Consider the following 15,826-nt stretch of genomic DNA (forward strand, 5'->3'; position numbering starts at 1 on the left):
AAAGCTCTCGTCTTACTGTCATCTCGAAGGCCTAATAATGAGGGAGCAACCCCAACAGGCCAAACTCTGGAGGTAATCATGACACATATCCGAACCGGAGCGTTTGCCGCAGCCATGGCGTTGATCGCCGGGGCAGCTTTGTCCGCGCCTTTGAAACTACAACCCGCCAATCCGCAACCCAGCGCTAAAGCTGGTTTAAACGTGAAATACGTTGGCACCGGCAATCAACACAAAAAAATCCGCGATCTGAACCAAGCAAAGAGCATGCTTTCGAAAGCGCAGCCCGGAAAGCCGTTACGTGGGCTGGATTACAGGGACACAAGCAAGGGTGACGATGTCCTGACGTTTGATAGCGCTTACAACGTTGCCGCCGAAGTCACGGGCTATATGCGTTTTGATTCACCCGGAGTTTATGAGCTCGAAACATGGTCGAATGACGGTATAGAGGCCTGGGTAGGTGGCCAGGAGATCGGACGGGTCAACGGTATTCAGGGGTGTGAAGCCAATCAACGCACCGAGGTAGAAGTGCCAAAGGCGGGCTGGTACCCACTAAAAATAATCTATTTTCAAAAACTGGGTACATCGTGCCTGATGATGAAGTCGGGCAAACAGGGGGAGCGCTTCACCTGGACGCCCAATGATGTCTTCGGTCGGTAAGAAAAAGGCGCCCCGTAGGGCGCCTTTTCCGTTCAACCATTGGCAGCAATCAGTTCTGCCTGCGCCACGATCACCTCGGCTTGTTTGATCGAGGCGATGTCGACCAGACGACCTTTGTAGACGGTGGCACCTTCGCCATTGGCCTTGGCCTGTTCCATCGCGGCCAGAATTTCGCGCGCTTCTGAGACGGCTTCGTCGGACGGGGTGAAGACCTCGTTCGCCAGCGCGATCTGCTTGGGGTGGATGGCCCATTTGCCAACCATACCCAGCGTAGCCGAGCGTTTGGCCTGTGCGATGTAACCCTCGTCATCCGAGAAATCGCCGAACGGACCGTCTACCGGCAAAACGCCGTGGGTCCGGCACGCCGCGACGATAGCAGCTTGCGCCCAGTGCCATGGATCGGACCAGTGCTTTTCACCCTCGCGTAGCATGTAGTAGTTTTCCTGCGTGCCACCGATTCCGGTGGTCTGCATTCCCATCGAGGCTGCAAAGTCGGCCGCGCCCAAGCTCATGGCCTGCATGCGAGGGGACGAGGCCGCAATCGCCTCGACGTGAGCGATGCCGGCGGCGGATTCGATGATCACTTCAAAGCTGACCGGTTTGGTCCGGCCTTTGGCGCGCTCGATAGCGGTGACCAGAGCGTCCACTGCGTACACATCCTCGGCGCACCCGACTTTGGGGATCATGATCTGATCCAGACGGTCACCCGCCTGTTCCAACAGATCGACCACATCGCGGTACCAATAGGGCGTGTCCAGCCCGTTGATACGCACCGACATGTACTTGTTACCCCACTCGACGGTGTTCAGGGCCTCGACAACATTGGCGCGGGCAACGTCCTTGTCCGACGGAGCCACCGAATCCTCAAGATCGAGGTTGATCACGTCAGCCGCTGATGCGGCCATTTTCGGGAACAGTTTGGTGTTCGATCCCGGCCCGAACAGTTGACAGCGGTTCGGGCGCGCAGGGGCGGCGGGCTGGATACGAAAGCTCATTTGGACCTCGTGCGAGAAATGAAATTACAATTTTGGTTGCCAATGAGATATTAAATTGCGCAAGTGTGCGCAAGCATCTTTGTGCGGGTGCGGCAATGCAGTTGCAGCAATCGATGCGAAGGGCGGTTTTTACAGTGATTAAAGTTTAATCATTGTGAAAACTTGAGAAAATTGTGCGCCATTTGTCAAATATGTGCAAAAAATCCCCGCCTTGGGAGGAATTGCCAACTGAAAAAACGAAATGCTCGTTGAACGTGTCCCATAGGCTGCGTCGGAATCAAAGGAGTGCACCGCAATGATCGAGACACCGTACCTGCTGTTTTTGGGCGATGCGCCCGACCAATTGGCGGCCAAAGTGGCTGTTGGCATCAAGGATTGGCGTCCTGAAAACGCCGTTGGGCAATACCGGATGGAAGGTTGCAAGGCCGATCTGGGCCTTACAGATATGAACCTGACCGAAGCGAAGGAAGCCGGGGCCAAAACTCTGGTCATTGGCGTCGCCAACCGGGGCGGTGTGATCAGCCAGGAATGGAAGAAGGTGCTGGTGATGGCGCTGGAAGAAGGGTTCGATCTGGCCTCGGGCCTGCACAACCTTCTGCGCGACGAGCCCGATCTGGTTGCCGTGGCCGAAGCCACCGGCCGCAAGTTGCACGATGTTCGGGTGCCCGAGGTGGAATATCCCATCGCAAATGGCATCAAACGCAAGGGCAAGCGGTGTCTGGCGGTTGGTACGGATTGCTCGGTTGGCAAAATGTACACGGCGATGGCGATGGATGCCGAGATGCGCAAGCGCGGTATGAAATCTACCTTCCGCGCCACGGGCCAGACGGGCATTCTGATCACCGGGGACGGTGTGCCGCTGGACGCAGTAATCGCGGATTTCATGGCCGGTTCAGTCGAATGGCTGACACCAGACAATGACGACGACCACTGGGACCTGATCGAAGGGCAGGGGTCGCTGTTCCATGTGTCTTATTCTGGTGTCACCATGGCGCTGATCCACGGTGGCCAGCCAGATGCGCTGATCCTGAGCCACGAGCCCACCCGCGAACACATGCGCGGCCTGCCGACCTATACGCTGCCGTCGCTTGAAACCCTGCGCGACACCGCGCTGGCGATGGCCAGGGTCGCGAACCCGGATTGTCAGGTCGTCGGTGTTTCGGTCAACACCCAGCATATGAGCGAAGCGGACGCCACTGCGTATCTGGCAAAGGTCGAGGCCGACATGGGCCTACCGGCGACCGATCCATTCCGCTTTGGGTCAGGCAAACTGGTCGACGCACTGGCTGCGATGTGATCAAAGGAACCCGCCGGGGCGCCTCCGGCGGGAGTATTTTGAACAGATGAAGGAGAGGGTGCGTGCAGATTGACGTCTCTCGTGATGTATTCCGGCTGGCTCAGGTCTTTACGATCTCGCGCGGGTCTCGGACCGAAGCCAAGGTGCTGACCGTACGCGTGTCGGACGGTGCGCACCAGGGCTGGGGTGAATGCGTGCCCTACGCTCGGTACGACGAGACGCTGGAATCGGTTGAGGCAGAAATTGCCGGCCTGCCGGATACATTTGACCGTGAGCGGTTGATGGACTTGCTGCCTGCGGGTGCCGCTCGGAACGCCGTGGACTGTGCGCTGTGGGACCTGGAGGCAAAGCGGGTCGGCAAGCGTGCCTGGGAATTGGCCGGGTTGCCGGTGCCGGTGCCCGAGATAACGGCATATACACTGTCGCTGGATGCGCCCGAGAAAATGCAGGCACAGGCAGCAGAGAATGCGCACCGCCCCTTGCTCAAGATCAAGCTGGGCACTCCGGATGACATGCCTCGTCTGGAGGCTGTGCGCGCGGGTGCGCCGGATGCGGAAATCATCGTGGATGCCAATGAAGGCTGGTCGGCCGAAGTTTACGCCGATCTCGCCCCGCATCTGGTAAGGCTGGGGGTGGCACTGGTCGAACAGCCTCTGCCCGCTGGCGAGGATGCTGCGCTGATCGGGATGGACCGCCCGGTGCCTGTCTGCGCCGACGAATCTTGCCATGATCGAAGCAGCTTACCGGCGCTGAAGGGCAAATATGATGTGGTCAACATCAAGCTCGACAAAACCGGCGGCCTGACCGAAGCGCTGGCCCTGCGCGAAGCGGCACTGGCCGAGGGCTACAAAGTCATGGTCGGTTGCATGGTCGGCAGCTCGCTTGCTATGGCCCCAGCGACACTGCTGGCGCAGGGTGCGATGGTGACAGACCTTGACGGCCCGCTTCTGTTGGCCGAAGACCGCGACAACCCGCTGATTTTTGATGACGCCGGAGTGCACCCGCCCGTGGCCGCACTTTGGGGTTGAGGAGACAATATATGACCCGCACCGTTTACGTAAATGGCGAATACCTGCCCGAGACTGAGGCCAAGGTGTCCATCTTTGACCGTGGTTTCCTGTTTGCGGACGCCGTTTACGAGGTTACCAGCGTTCTGGACGGCAAGCTGATTGATTTTGAAGGCCACGCCGTGCGTCTGAAACGCTCGCTGGACGAACTAGATATGGCCGAGCCCTGCACTAAGGACGAGTTGTTGGAAATTCACCGCAAGCTGGTGGAGCTGAACGGCATCGAAGAAGGTCTGGTCTATCTGCAAGTATCGCGCGGATCGGATGGGGATCGCGACTTTGTTTTCCCTTCTGCTGACACTAAACCCAGCCTCGTTCTGTTTACCCAGAATAAACCGGGCCTTGCCGACAGCCCTGCATCGAAGAAAGGCGCCAAGATCATCTCGATCGAGGACATCCGCTGGGGCCGCCGCGACATCAAGACCGTTCAGCTGCTTTACCCGTCGATGGGCAAGATGATGGCCAAGAAAGCGGGCTGTGACGATGCGTGGATGATCGAAGACGGCTATGTGACCGAGGGCACCAGCAACAACGCCTATTTCGTCAAGAACAGGAAGATCGTCACCCGACCGCTGTCGAACGACATCCTGCACGGCATCACCCGCAAGGCCGTGCTGCGCATGGCGGCCGAAGCGCAGATGGAAGTCGAAGAACGTCTGTTCACCATTGACGAGGCCAAAGAGGCAGACGAGGCCTTTACAACCTCGGCCAGTGCGTTTGTCATGCCGGTGGTTGAGATCGACGGCGTCGCGCTGGGCGATGGGACGCCGGGCCCGATCTCAAAGCGCTTGCGCGAGATTTATCTGGACGAAAGCCGCAAGGCAGCGATCTAAACAAAAGGCCCGCCGATTTGGCGGGCCTTTTTTCGTTTCGGGCGTCAGCGCTTTTTCGTGACGTTCTCGTCGAAGGCGACCTTGAAGGCGGCCTGCTTCTCGGGGCTGGCGTCGGTCTGATAGTTGGCCTTCCAATCATCCATAGTCATGCCGTAGAAGATTTCGCGCGCTTCATCTTTGCCCATTTCGATGCCCTTGGCGTTGGCTGCTTCCTGATACCAGCGCGACAGGCAATTGCGGCAGAACCCGGCCAGATTCATCATGTCGATGTTCTGAACGTCAGTGCGATCTTCCATCAGGTGTTTTTGCAACCGGCGGAATGCGGCGGCCTGAAGTTCGATTTCGGTTTGCTTGTCCATGGTCTGGCTCCGGATGATAGTATCTTTGTACCTGAACTAGCGGTCCGCTGGTGATGTTTCAACAAACTGAATGTCAGGCCAGTTTCAATGCCAACCATGGCATGATGCAAAAGATCAGGGTCAGGGTTTTGTAGTTGGCCAGATACCTGAAATACGCCCGTTTCACATCCGGCTGTTCCATTTGAAACATTCGACCATGGATGCCGGCGATCCAGTCCTGAAGTAACACGATCATTAGTGTGGTAAACAGCAGCACGGCGATGTTCAGCACGGCCATCCACCCGAAGACAGAGGTCAGAAATTCCGGAGTCATCATGGTCTCCTTTCCCCTAGTATATGGGGATCAGGGCTAGGGCGCGCAATGGTTCTGGCTCGAAACCCACTGAAATCAAAGGCGACTTTCCGTCAGGGCGTCCTGCAGGATAACGGCCAGACGCTCGGCCCAGGCGCGCTGGCCGGTGTGATCGGCAATCAGGTCGTTGCGCAGTTCGATCAGGGCATTCGGACGGCCATGAACGCTGCAATGCCGGTCAATGGAGTCGCCTGGCAGTACGCCGGTATAGGGTTCGTTCACACCGACACACAGATCGTCCTCGGCCTCAAGCCGATCAATCAGTGGGCGTGCGAACCGCTCGTCCGATGTGTGCAGCACGCCGACATGCCACGGGCGTGGGGTCCGGCCGCGCAGCTGACGTGTGAAGGAATGCATCGACACGATGACCGCATGGGGAAGACCCGCCAAACGCTCCAGCGCTTCGTGGTAGGGGCGATAGTACATGTTCAGTCGACGTTCCCGCTCGGCCGCGTTGGCGTGGCGGTTGGTCGGGATGATTGTGCCGTCATAGAGCTTCATCAGCAGGGTCGGGTCGTCTTCGCCCCGGTTAGGGTCGATCACCAGGCGCGAGAAATTGGCGGCGATGACAGGCGCATTCAGAATCTCGCCAAGATGTTTCGACACCTCATAGGCACCAACGTCATATGCGATGTGACGCTCCATATCCTCACGCGGCAGGCCGAGATCTCCGCCATTGATTTCAGGCGGCACGGTGTTGGTTGCGTGGTCGCATGTGATCAGCCAGCGAGAAGGGCGGTCCGCGCCGTGGATAAAAAACGGGGAATACGTCATAAGCCTGTCATCTAGTTTGTCGCAGGTGTAGGGCAGTTGCTTCGAAAAGGGAATTGCGCAATAAGCACCATGAAGAAATGTTTGCGGTAACATTTGTGCAATGCCAAGGAAAGACGCGAGGAGAGCAATATAAATGCGACGCCTAAGAAAAGTGAAAATCGTGGCGACGCTGGGACCGGCGTCTAATGACTATGACACCATCCGTGCATTGCACGAGGCGGGTGCGGATGTGTTTCGCCTGAATATGAGCCACGGCAGCCACGATGAGATTCGCGAACGGCACCGGATCATTCGTCAGGTGGAAAAGGATCTGGACAGCCCGATTGCGATTCTGGCCGACCTTCAAGGGCCGAAACTGCGGGTCGGTGTGTTTGCCAACGACGCAGAAGAATTGGAGGAAGGTGCAATCTTCCGTCTGGACCTAGACCCGGCGCCGGGTGACGCTGGGCGCGTTTGCCTACCGCACCCCGAGATTTTTGCTGCACTCGAACCTGGCGCGCGTCTACTGGTCAACGACGGCAAGATTCGCCTGATCGTCCAGGATTGCGGCCAGGACTTTGCCAACTGCACGGTTGAGGTCGGCGGCACGATCTCGAATCGCAAGGGCGTTAATGTGCCCGATGTGGTTTTGCCGCTGGCTGCGCTGTCGGCCAAGGATCGGGACGATCTGGAGTTTGTCTGCCAGTTGGGCGTCGACTGGCTGGCGCTGAGTTTCGTGCAACGTGCCAAGGACGTATTTGAAGCCCGCGCGCTGGCTGATGGTCGGGCCTCGATCCTGTCCAAGATCGAAAAGCCAGCCGCGGTCGAGGCATTTAACGATATTTTGGACGCCTCCGACGGAATCATGGTTGCGCGGGGTGATCTGGGGGTCGAACTCCCCGTCTCGGCCGTGCCTCCGATCCAGAAACGGCTGGTGCGCAGGTGCAGGGCTGCGGCCAAGCCGGTGATCGTGGCAACTCAGATGCTGGAAAGCATGATTGAAAGCCCGATGCCGACCCGGGCCGAGGTCTCGGACGTTGCCACAGCTATCTATGAGGGCACCGACGCTATCATGCTCAGCGCGGAATCGGCGGCGGGCTCGTATCCGATTGAGGCCGTGCAGACCATGAACAAGGTCGCAATCGAGGTCGAAGCCGACCCGACTTATGATCAGATCATCGCCTCATCCCGAACGGCCAAGGGGACAACGGTTGCAGATGGGATCGTCGCTGCGGCGCGCGAAATTGCGGAGAAAACGGATATCAAGGCGATTTGCTGCTTTACTCAAAGCGGCACCACTGCCTTGCTGACCGCGCGTGAACGCCCTGGGGTGCCGATCATTGCCATGACCCCCGCCACCGGAACCGCGCGCCGCTTGTGTCTGACGTGGGGCTGCCACTGCGTGATGACGCCCGAGCTGGAGCGTTTCAAAGGGGCCGTTGTCAACGCTGCCCGCGCCGCTCGTTCCGGCGGATTCGCGTCCGAAACCGATCAGATCGTTGTAACCGCCGGTGTGCCGTTTAACGTCCCCGGAACAACCAACATTTTGCGTATCGCCCCCTGTGACGAGCGTCTGATTTACAACACAGATCCGGGTTGATCCGGGGGACGAAGATCCTCTGCAAGATGGGATTGCGGAGGATCTGCCCAATTATTAGGCAATAAATATATAATGATTTCAAATATTAATCGAACTATTGGTTGAATCTGGCAAAATCCTCTCTGTTTTTTGGTGTTTTTCCGGGATACTCATCCGCAGGGCGGTCTACTCAGAAAGTTCCAGGTTCCGGCTGTCCTGCCCGGGGTACACCCTTGGGTTCAATCAAAAAATAATCGGAGGAACGTCATGACAACAAAAATTGTCATTGGGCTGGACGGGACAGAAACCGGGGAGCGCGCAATCGCCTTTGCCAAGGATTTGGCTACACGGATTGGAGCTTGCGAGTTGCTGGTGGTTTATGTGATCGAATGGTCTCCATTCACTTTTCAAACACCTGAAGAAAACGCACTGCGGCATAAACGGCGCGAGGAAGAGGTTGATCTAGCCACGACCCGGATCGTCACCCCCGCTGTAGACGCGTTAAACGCTGCTGGCTTTACGGCACATGGCATAGTTCGCCATGGCGATGTGGCTGAAACGCTGAATGCGATCACGGTTGAAAACGGCGGTACCCAGATCATTGTTGGGCGCGCCTCAGCGGACGGGTTCAAGAAACGGCTATTCGGCAGTTCGACCCAGAATTTGGTCATGCACGCCGATGTTCCTGTCACCGTCGTGAACTAAGGGGAGGGACGAGAATGAATATTCTAAAACAACTGAGCCTTGGCACGGCTGCCGCCCTGTTCGCCAGCCCCGCACTGGCGCAGGAAGCGCCGGGCCTGGACGATAAGATCAACCAGGCCTTTGCCGATTTCACCGGGCCATTCGTCAGCTTTATCTTTGCACCGTTCCCCGGAACCGGGTTCCCGTGGATCGTGGGATGGCTGGTCGTCGCGGCGACAGTCTTCACGCTGTATTTCGCTTTCGTGCAGATGCGCTTTTTCGGCCATGCGATTAGCCTGGTAAAAGGCGACTATTCCGATCCCAACGACGCGGGTGAGGTCAGTCACTTTCAGGCGCTGGCAACCGCGCTGTCGGGGACTGTCGGCCTTGGCAACATCGCCGGTGTGGCGGTGGCTGTTGGCATCGGTGGACCCGGCGCAACCTTCTGGATGATCGTTGCGGGCCTATTGGGTATGGCGTCGAAATTCACTGAATGTACGCTGGGCGTGAAATACCGCAATGAATACGAAGACGGCACCGTTTCCGGCGGCCCGATGTATTATATGTCAAAGGGGTTCAGCGAGCTGGGCCTGCCGGGTGGTAAAATACTGGCGGTTCTGTTCTCGATCTTCTGTATCCTTGGCGCGCTGGGCGGCGGCAATATGTTCCAAGCCAACCAGGCGCACCAGCAGATCGCGGGCATTACCGGGGATTACCCCGGATGGATCACAGGTGTCGTCTTTGCAATCATCGTGTTCATGGTGATCGTGGGCGGCCTGAAGTCCATCGCGCGCGTGACCGAGAAGGTCGTGCCCTTCATGGGTGTGATGTATGTGGCTGCTGCGCTGGTCATTATTCTCATGCATGCAGACCAGATCGGGTGGGCCTTTGGTCAGATCTTCGCGGGTGCGTTCACCGGCCTTGGTGTCGCTGGCGGCATGGTTGGCGCCCTTATCCAGGGCTTCCGGCGCGCGGCGTTCTCGAATGAGGCGGGCGTGGGTTCTGCGGCCATTGCGCACTCGGCGGTTCGGACAAGCGAGCCGATCACCGAAGGTTTCGTATCGCTGTTGGAGCCGTTCATCGACACGGTTGTGATCTGTACGATGACAGCACTTGTGATCATCATCACCCAGCAGCTGATTATTGATCCCGATACCGGTAAGTACATGGTGACTGAAGCCGGCGTCATTGCCACTGTCGAAGGCAATACCGGCGTCAGCCTGACCTCAGCCGCTTTTGGCAGCGCGTTTGGCTGGTTCCCCTATGTCTTGGCAATTGCTGTCGTGCTGTTTGCCTTCTCGACCATGATCAGCTGGTCCTACTATGGCCTCAAGGCCTGGACATACCTGTTCGGCGAGGGTCACACCAAAGAGCTGGTGTTCAAGGTGATCTTCTGCATCTTCGTGATCATCGGGGCTGCGGCCAATCTCGGTCCGGTCATCGACTTTTCGGATGCGGCGATCTTTGCGATGGCGGTTGTGAACGTCTTTGCGCTGTACTTCCTGATGAAGGTGGTGCGGGAAGAGCTGGCCTCTTACGCGGCCCGACTGAAAAGCGGTGAAATCCGCAAGTTCGGCCACTAAGCCTTACCACCGGGGCGGCCTGCGCTGCCCCGGTGCCTGATCAGCCGCGCGAAAAGCGCAGATTCTGGTCCAAACCCCCTTGCCAGTATAGAAGAACTTGCGTAAACGGCGCTTCTGATCGCGTGACCGGCCGAGATGGCATGCCGAGTCGCGTTTAGTACCGAACCCTGAAAGGAGACGGAAATGCCTAAGATGAAAACCAAGTCGAGCGCCAAAAAGCGCTTTAAGGTGACTGCGACCGGTAAGGTCCTTGCTGGCCAGGCCGGCAAACGTCACGGCATGATCAAGCGGACCAAGAAATTCATCCGCGACGCCCGTGGCAACACCACCCTGTCCGCCCCCGACGCCAAGATCGTCAAGGGCTACATGCCCTACGACCGCTAAGAGGAGATTAAGAGATGTCCCGCGTTAAAGGTGGAACCGTAACTCACGCCCGTCACAAGAAGGTCATCAAGGCCGCTAAAGGTTACTATGGCCGCCGCAAGAGCACCTTCAAGGTTGCCCGTCAGGCCGTCGATAAGGCCAACCAGTATGCAACCCGCGACCGCAAGAACCGCAAGCGTAACTTCCGCGCGCTGTGGATCCAGCGTATCAACGCTGCTGTTCGTTCGCATGACGAAGCACTGACATATTCCCGCTTCATCAACGGCCTGAATCTGGCCGGCATCGAAGTGGACCGCAAAGTTTTGGCTGACCTGGCCGTGCACGAACCGGAAGCGTTCGGCGCGATTGTCGCCAAAGCTCAGGCCGCTCTGGCTGCCTGATCCTCTTTTGAGAGACAGTGAATGAAAGGCCGTCCTATGTAGGGCGGCCTTTTTTATGTGAGGTTCTCAGAAAAGCAGCCGACCGCGCTTTCATTCGCTGAATAGGCCAGCAATTTTCTGAGTGGTCACAGCCACAGCATCCGAAAACTGGGCTTCAATGGCTGGGGACTGGCGTAAGTGAACATCTCCTCCGCCGACGCAGTATTCAGGTTTCGACAAGCCCGGTTGACCGGCCTGACTGGTCGTGTCGCGCAAGTCGAAATACGCAAGCCCTTGTTTTTCGGACTTCTGCCGCAACCCGGCTGACAATTCGGCGTTGATTTCCCAATGCCGCTCTACCGTGATCCCCATTTCTTCGATCCGTTTCGAGAATTGTCCGCGCGAAACCTCAAGGCGCGTGCGGATCCGGCGGTGCAACATCTTCCGCAGATCTTTGGGGTCTTGGATCGTGGCAGTGTTCAGGCCCTTTATGACGATCGCCCGGTCTCCGGCCGCATTGCGGCAGGCGTCGATATAGCGGCTCTGTGCGGCGAGCCGTGTCTCGACCGCATCTGCCAGGGGAATGCCGTCCCGGAAGGCTACGAAATAGCAGCTGAGCTCAGCGTCAACTTGCCCGAAGCCAAAGCAGATGACATCCGGGTTCAGCTTGTTGATGGCGCGGACTGTGCGGGAAAACGAAGAGTTCCGTTGCTGTTTGGGGTAAAATCCAGCAGCTGTTGCGCCTTTGATGCTAACGACATGTGCTGCATCGAAACCGCTGACATCAGTTGCGCAGACCCGCCCATATCTGAACGCCGATCCGTCGGGCGTCGTGCCAATCAGCCGAGAGTGTGAATCCCCTGCACACAAAAGTGTTGTCATGTCCTGTCTCGTTGCAAGTGCGGTGACACGGTCATCGTTCAGGATGCGCGGGTCAAGCGGGAACCGAAAGGGGCGTGGATTGCAAGTTGGGACCGGGTCCGAAAACAACACTCAGAACCGTGTTTGTGAGGCGGGGTGGAAACCTCAGGGGTTCTTGTTAAATGTCACGCATCGGCGGTCGGGCAAGCGCATTTCAGGTTGCCAGAGCGCTCAGGGCGATTAATGGTGCCGGAAACGTTTGAGCAGGTGAGAAAATGGTTGCCATCAGCAACAAGTACAAATTCGTTTTCCTGAAGTCCCGAAAGACGGCTGGAACGAGTATTGAACGCGCTTTGTTTCCGTTTTGCACAACACTTGAAAACGACCAGCCGTTAGAGCTGGCGGACAACAGATATGCTGAGGGGGTTGCCCGTGGTCCAGCCCCCGAAGGGTGGCGACCTCATATCCCGGCGGCGCGCGTGCGTCGGCGTCTGGGGCGCGAGAAGTGGGATAACTATCTTAGGTTCACTGCAGTCAGAAACCCGTTTGACCGGGTTGTCTCGCATTTTTTCTGGCTGCGTCGTGAGCATGAAATTGCAAAATCGGACAGTTTCGATGAGGTGCGTTCGGCCTTTCGGCAGTTCTGTATTCGCCCGCGCTATGCGAGCGATACGGATATTGTCATGATTGACGGCGAGTTCGTGGCTCAGGATGCGATCCGGTACGAATGCCTCGCTGAGGATCTTGCGCGTATCGCTCAAAAACTGGGTTTTGATCGGCCACTGGACCCGTTGCCGGGGTACAACAAGGGCATCCGAAAATGGGGTGAGGTTCCTGTTGCCGATTTTTATGACGATGCATCGATCGACGCAGTGAAGAATTCAATGAGCTGGGTCTTTGAGAATTTTGATTATTCCGAAGACCCCAAAGATGCGCGTATTCCTGAAATCGCGCTATAAGGATCTTTTCTATCTTGGTAGGGGTTGCCCAGCACGTGGCTACATCATCTAGAAAGTGCTCAACTTATAAATGTGTCGATCTGGTCTTGAAACACTGACACCGTGAAGTAGGTGGGGTAAACCCCACTGTTAAATTTGTTTTTTTGATGCGACCGTTGGATTCTGACGCCTTCTGGTTGAGTTCAGGGTTAGAAAAATGAGATTCATGAAAAATATTGCAAAAGCAATTTCCTCGGCTGTCTTTTTGAGTTTTGCCATCGCACCTGCGGTGTTTTCGCAAGAGCAGACATCAGAAACCACCAGCCCGGACGTCATCCGAGAATCGTTTGATGGCGATGATCAGTCTTTGATGCTGGGGGGTGCGATAGATTTCCTGGGGGCAAAACCACCTTGGTCGGTGTATGTGACGGACGGTGCGCTGGTCATGGAAAACAGGCAAGAGCCCCGCAGCCTTCAGTTCAACGACATCACCTGGGTCAAATTCCCAGGCGAGGATTCTGTGGAATCGACCGAAGATCTAATCATTTCCGCGGTCGTTGACAGTGAAATCAGCGGAAATGGCGGTGTCGGCATACTTGTGGGCAGCGGTAAAGTCGGCCTCTACACCGCGTTTACCGTTGATGAGCTGGGACGCTTTCGGGTTTTCAAAAAGGACGGTCGGCAACTTCGGGTCGTCCACAGTGATACGCATGAGGCGATTGTCGTCGGCGGCCCGAATGAGCTGAGCTTTAAGGTGCGTGGCGCGCATGTCCTGTTTTTTGCCAAAGGAACGAAGGTTGTGCAGGTCCCATTTTCAAAAAGAACGTCCAGCAATCGTCAAACGGACGGGCGGGCTGGTATTGGGCTGGCAGCCTTTGGGACAGGCACATTCCGTTTTGATGAGGTCGAAATCTTAAAACCTGAATGAGGCGCGCGCCGATCTAGTTGTCGCCACCTTTCTTCACCAGTTGCGCGGCAAATGCGACACCGGTGCCCGGCCCGGCATAGGTGACCATGATGACATCATCCAGATAGACCCCATTGAAAATTCCAGCGGAAACATCCTCGCCCGATATTCCGGCTTCGGCCAGCACAAACCGCGTAGGGTCGTCCAGTGAGAAGGTGCCCATTGCCTCTTCTACGATCCATTCGGTGTCACCAATCCGCCGCCACCGGTTGGTGGCAGTGATGAGGTTGCCATCGAGCTTGGTGATCTCCAGCTCCATCTCGGTTTTCAGTAAACCTTTTTCGTGGTTAGGATTGGATTTGGCGAAAGCTACCAGATAAGTGCCGGTCCAAGTGCCCACGATTTGGGGGAAGCCGCTGCCGTCTTCAGCAGCAACCGGTGTTGCGACGGCAAACGCAAGCGCTGCGACAAGGCTGCGGACGTAAGAACGTATCATCGCTCTGATCTCCTGCTTGGGGTGGTAACAGGCTATCTCAGTTCAAAAAATTGGCAACCGTAGCGTGTACGCGGAAAAAAACCGGCGCAGCCCGCGCCGGTTCTCAATGGTTTAAGTGGTCAGAATTGTGCGGGTGCTTTACCCGAACACGCGCCCCAGCGCGCCATCGACTGCATCTGTGATCTGGTCGATGTCATCTGCCGTTGCGATAAGCGCAGGCGAGAAGCACAGGGTGTTGTTACGGCTTGGGATCGAACGGTTAGTGACACCGATGATCACGCCCTGCGCCATACAATCGGCAACAACCGCCTGAGCCAGTTTTTCGTCAACCGGCTCTTTGGTGCCGCGATCCGCAACCAGTTCCGCGCCCAGGAACAGGCCCTTGCCGCGCACGTCGCCTATAACTTTGTGCTTTTCCATCAGTGCCTGCAGGTTGCCCATCATGCGGTCGCCCATGTCGACACAATTGCCCAGCAGGTTTTCGTCTTCGATGATCCGCATGTTCTCGATCGCTGCCGCGGGACCTGCGGTACAGCCACCAAAGGTCGAGATGTCGCGGAAATAGCCCATGTGGTCCGATGGATCCTCTTTGAACATGTTGAACACCTCTTCGGTGGTCACCATGCAGGCAATCGCTGCATAGCCTGAGGCTACGCCTTTGGCCATGGTCACGAAGTCCGGCTTGATGCCGTATTGCTGGTAGCCGAACCAAGTGCCGGTACGGCCAACACCGCAGACGACCTCATCAATGTGCAGCAGCACGTCGTATTTCTTGCAAATCTCCTGCACACGCTGCCAGTAGCCCTCGGGCGCTTCGATTACGCCGCCGCCTGCTGTCACCGGCTCAAGGCACAGGGCGCCCACGGTGTCGGGGCCTTCGCGCAGGATCACTTCTTCAATCTGATCTGCGGCCCATTCGCCAAAGTTCTCAACAGGAGCACCGTCCAGCTCGTGCTTGCGGTATTCCATGCAGTGCGGAACGCGAACGAAATCGGGCGCGAAGGGGCCATACTGCGCGGTACGTTCGTCCTGGCCGCCTGCTGACATGGTCGCAAGCGTCGAGCCGTGATAGTCGCGGTCGCGGTACAGGATTTTGGTCTTCTTGCCGCCGTAACGCTTGTGAGCGATCTGGCGAACCATCTTGAAGGCCTTCTCGTTCGCCTCGGACCCCGAGTTGGTGTAGTAGACGCGGCTCATGCCGGGCATCTTGTCGATCAGCTTTTCGGCAAAGATCGATCCGGGGATCGAACCTGCGGAATTGGCGAAATAGCACAGCTTCATCAGCTGGTCATAAACCGCCTTACAGATCGATTCGCGGCCATAGCCGACGTTCACAGTCCAGACGCCACCGGACACGGCGTCCAGATGCTCTTTGCCGTTCTGGTCCCACACACGCATGCCTTTGCCTTCGACAATGATGCGCGGATCATTGGTTTCAAAGGATTTATGCTGGATCAGGTGGTGCCAGATATGGGCGCGGTCGGCTTCGACGACGCGGGAAAGATCGTTTTCGTTGAACGTGCCGTCCATGACATGTCCTTTCAATCAGATTCGGTGCGCGGAGTTTGGGGCCAGCCCCGGTCCGGCAGTGTTTTCGATGCTTCAGATCACCGCGAAAGAGCAGCCGGAGATAGGGCCAGATTGCATCATCCCGTAGCTCCAGTCCACGCCTGCGTCGTATTTTTACGGATTTGTCAGATCCCCCGTTTTGTGATCAAGTCG

Annotated in this window: 18 protein-coding genes; 11 read left to right on the forward strand and 7 right to left on the reverse strand. The window is 57.1% G+C overall.

The window, feature by feature from the left end:
- The first annotated feature begins 114 nt into the window (after positions 1-114).
- A complete protein-coding gene (locus tag ACR0IY_RS15590; protein WP_480674836.1) occupies positions 115-657 on the forward strand; it encodes a PA14 domain-containing protein in 543 nt (180 codons plus the stop codon).
- A 32-nt stretch (positions 658-689) separates the two neighbouring features.
- Here the strand turns inward: ACR0IY_RS15590 and ACR0IY_RS15595 are convergent, their stop codons facing one another.
- Positions 690-1,652, reverse strand: coding sequence for an L-malyl-CoA/beta-methylmalyl-CoA lyase (locus ACR0IY_RS15595; protein WP_480674838.1), 963 nt, complete (start codon positions 1,650-1,652; stop codon positions 690-692).
- Positions 1,653-1,947: 295 nt separating this feature from the next.
- Between ACR0IY_RS15595 and dgcN the strand changes: the two genes are divergently transcribed.
- The 3 genes from dgcN (at position 1,948) to ACR0IY_RS15610 (ending at position 4,849) form a co-directional block, all read left to right on the forward strand.
- Positions 1,948-2,949, forward strand: coding sequence for an N-acetyltransferase DgcN (dgcN, locus tag ACR0IY_RS15600; RefSeq protein WP_480674840.1), 1,002 nt, complete (start codon positions 1,948-1,950; stop codon positions 2,947-2,949).
- A gap of 62 nt (positions 2,950-3,011) precedes the next feature.
- The gene (dgcA, locus tag ACR0IY_RS15605; protein ID WP_480674841.1) at positions 3,012-3,977 is read left to right on the forward strand and encodes an N-acetyl-D-Glu racemase DgcA; all 966 of its coding nucleotides are present in this window, start codon (positions 3,012-3,014) and stop codon (positions 3,975-3,977) included.
- Between the two features lie 11 nt (positions 3,978-3,988).
- Positions 3,989-4,849, forward strand: coding sequence for a D-amino-acid transaminase (locus ACR0IY_RS15610; RefSeq protein ID WP_480674843.1), 861 nt, complete (start codon positions 3,989-3,991; stop codon positions 4,847-4,849).
- 44 nt (positions 4,850-4,893) lie between these two features.
- Here the strand turns inward: ACR0IY_RS15610 and ACR0IY_RS15615 are convergent, their stop codons facing one another.
- The 3 genes from ACR0IY_RS15615 to ACR0IY_RS15625 all read right to left on the reverse strand — a co-directional run bounded on the left by ACR0IY_RS15615 (position 4,894) and on the right by ACR0IY_RS15625 (position 6,334).
- Complete coding sequence (locus ACR0IY_RS15615) at positions 4,894-5,208, reverse strand: DUF1244 domain-containing protein (protein ID WP_480674845.1); 315 nt, start codon at positions 5,206-5,208, stop codon at positions 4,894-4,896.
- 73 nt (positions 5,209-5,281) lie between these two features.
- A complete protein-coding gene (locus ACR0IY_RS15620) occupies positions 5,282-5,521 on the reverse strand; it encodes a DUF6868 family protein (RefSeq protein WP_480674847.1) in 240 nt (79 codons plus the stop codon).
- 75 nt (positions 5,522-5,596) lie between these two features.
- The gene (locus ACR0IY_RS15625; RefSeq protein ID WP_480674849.1) at positions 5,597-6,334 is read right to left on the reverse strand and encodes an N-formylglutamate amidohydrolase; all 738 of its coding nucleotides are present in this window, start codon (positions 6,332-6,334) and stop codon (positions 5,597-5,599) included.
- Positions 6,335-6,467: 133 nt separating this feature from the next.
- On the opposite strand from ACR0IY_RS15625, the gene pyk reads away from it, so the two are divergent.
- From pyk to rplT, 5 genes are all read left to right on the forward strand, one after another.
- Positions 6,468-7,913 (forward strand): pyruvate kinase, encoded by a 1,446-nt coding sequence (gene pyk / locus ACR0IY_RS15630; protein WP_480674851.1) that lies wholly within the window; start codon positions 6,468-6,470, stop codon positions 7,911-7,913.
- A 246-nt stretch (positions 7,914-8,159) separates the two neighbouring features.
- Positions 8,160-8,597, forward strand: coding sequence for a universal stress protein (locus tag ACR0IY_RS15635; RefSeq protein WP_480674853.1), 438 nt, complete (start codon positions 8,160-8,162; stop codon positions 8,595-8,597).
- Between the two features lie 14 nt (positions 8,598-8,611).
- The gene (locus tag ACR0IY_RS15640; RefSeq protein ID WP_480674855.1) at positions 8,612-10,159 is read left to right on the forward strand and encodes an alanine/glycine:cation symporter family protein; all 1,548 of its coding nucleotides are present in this window, start codon (positions 8,612-8,614) and stop codon (positions 10,157-10,159) included.
- 183 nt (positions 10,160-10,342) lie between these two features.
- The gene (gene rpmI / locus ACR0IY_RS15645; RefSeq protein ID WP_010443552.1) at positions 10,343-10,543 is read left to right on the forward strand and encodes a 50S ribosomal protein L35; all 201 of its coding nucleotides are present in this window, start codon (positions 10,343-10,345) and stop codon (positions 10,541-10,543) included.
- Positions 10,544-10,557: 14 nt separating this feature from the next.
- Positions 10,558-10,923, forward strand: coding sequence for a 50S ribosomal protein L20 (gene rplT / locus ACR0IY_RS15650; RefSeq protein WP_008756009.1), 366 nt, complete (start codon positions 10,558-10,560; stop codon positions 10,921-10,923).
- 90 nt (positions 10,924-11,013) lie between these two features.
- Here the strand turns inward: rplT and ACR0IY_RS15655 are convergent, their stop codons facing one another.
- Positions 11,014-11,784 carry a hypothetical protein gene (locus ACR0IY_RS15655; protein WP_480674857.1) on the reverse strand — a complete coding sequence of 257 codons (771 nt, stop codon included), beginning with the start codon at positions 11,782-11,784 and terminating at the stop codon, positions 11,014-11,016.
- Positions 11,785-12,038: 254 nt separating this feature from the next.
- Between ACR0IY_RS15655 and ACR0IY_RS15660 the strand changes: the two genes are divergently transcribed.
- The gene (locus ACR0IY_RS15660) at positions 12,039-12,722 is read left to right on the forward strand and encodes a sulfotransferase family 2 domain-containing protein (protein WP_480674859.1); all 684 of its coding nucleotides are present in this window, start codon (positions 12,039-12,041) and stop codon (positions 12,720-12,722) included.
- Positions 12,723-12,927: 205 nt separating this feature from the next.
- On the forward strand, positions 12,928-13,629 hold the full coding sequence (locus ACR0IY_RS15665; protein WP_480674861.1) for a hypothetical protein: 702 nt from the start codon (positions 12,928-12,930) through the stop codon (positions 13,627-13,629).
- A 13-nt stretch (positions 13,630-13,642) separates the two neighbouring features.
- On the opposite strand, the gene ACR0IY_RS15670 is transcribed toward ACR0IY_RS15665, so the two are convergent.
- Positions 13,643-14,104 carry a hypothetical protein gene (locus ACR0IY_RS15670; RefSeq protein ID WP_480674863.1) on the reverse strand — a complete coding sequence of 154 codons (462 nt, stop codon included), beginning with the start codon at positions 14,102-14,104 and terminating at the stop codon, positions 13,643-13,645.
- A 138-nt stretch (positions 14,105-14,242) separates the two neighbouring features.
- Positions 14,243-15,634 carry an aminotransferase family protein gene (locus ACR0IY_RS15675; protein WP_480674865.1) on the reverse strand — a complete coding sequence of 464 codons (1,392 nt, stop codon included), beginning with the start codon at positions 15,632-15,634 and terminating at the stop codon, positions 14,243-14,245.
- Positions 15,635-15,826: the final 192 nt, after the last annotated feature.

It is taken from the genome of Ruegeria sp. BC1 (genome assembly GCF_056539305.1).

Bases quoted from the DNA above. Each gene is read 5' to 3' on its own strand.
- ACR0IY_RS15590 (WP_480674836.1), top strand. From the start codon at position 115: ATGGCGTTGATCGCCGGGGCAGCTTTGTCCGCGCCTTTGAAACTACAA.
- ACR0IY_RS15595 (WP_480674838.1), bottom strand. From the start codon at position 1,652: ATGAGCTTTCGTATCCAGCCCGCCGCCCCTGCGCGCCCGAACCGCTGT.
- dgcN (WP_480674840.1), top strand. From the start codon at position 1,948: ATGATCGAGACACCGTACCTGCTGTTTTTGGGCGATGCGCCCGACCAA.
- ACR0IY_RS15610 (WP_480674843.1), top strand. From the start codon at position 3,989: ATGACCCGCACCGTTTACGTAAATGGCGAATACCTGCCCGAGACTGAG.
- ACR0IY_RS15615 (WP_480674845.1), bottom strand. From the start codon at position 5,208: ATGGACAAGCAAACCGAAATCGAACTTCAGGCCGCCGCATTCCGCCGG.
- ACR0IY_RS15620 (WP_480674847.1), bottom strand. From the start codon at position 5,521: ATGACTCCGGAATTTCTGACCTCTGTCTTCGGGTGGATGGCCGTGCTG.
- ACR0IY_RS15625 (WP_480674849.1), bottom strand. From the start codon at position 6,334: ATGACGTATTCCCCGTTTTTTATCCACGGCGCGGACCGCCCTTCTCGC.
- pyk (WP_480674851.1), top strand. From the start codon at position 6,468: ATGCGACGCCTAAGAAAAGTGAAAATCGTGGCGACGCTGGGACCGGCG.
- ACR0IY_RS15635 (WP_480674853.1), top strand. From the start codon at position 8,160: ATGACAACAAAAATTGTCATTGGGCTGGACGGGACAGAAACCGGGGAG.
- ACR0IY_RS15640 (WP_480674855.1), top strand. From the start codon at position 8,612: ATGAATATTCTAAAACAACTGAGCCTTGGCACGGCTGCCGCCCTGTTC.
- rpmI (WP_010443552.1), top strand. From the start codon at position 10,343: ATGCCTAAGATGAAAACCAAGTCGAGCGCCAAAAAGCGCTTTAAGGTG.
- rplT (WP_008756009.1), top strand. From the start codon at position 10,558: ATGTCCCGCGTTAAAGGTGGAACCGTAACTCACGCCCGTCACAAGAAG.
- ACR0IY_RS15655 (WP_480674857.1), bottom strand. From the start codon at position 11,784: ATGACAACACTTTTGTGTGCAGGGGATTCACACTCTCGGCTGATTGGC.
- ACR0IY_RS15660 (WP_480674859.1), top strand. From the start codon at position 12,039: ATGGTTGCCATCAGCAACAAGTACAAATTCGTTTTCCTGAAGTCCCGA.
- ACR0IY_RS15665 (WP_480674861.1), top strand. From the start codon at position 12,928: ATGAAAAATATTGCAAAAGCAATTTCCTCGGCTGTCTTTTTGAGTTTT.
- ACR0IY_RS15670 (WP_480674863.1), bottom strand. From the start codon at position 14,104: ATGATACGTTCTTACGTCCGCAGCCTTGTCGCAGCGCTTGCGTTTGCC.
- ACR0IY_RS15675 (WP_480674865.1), bottom strand. From the start codon at position 15,634: ATGGACGGCACGTTCAACGAAAACGATCTTTCCCGCGTCGTCGAAGCC.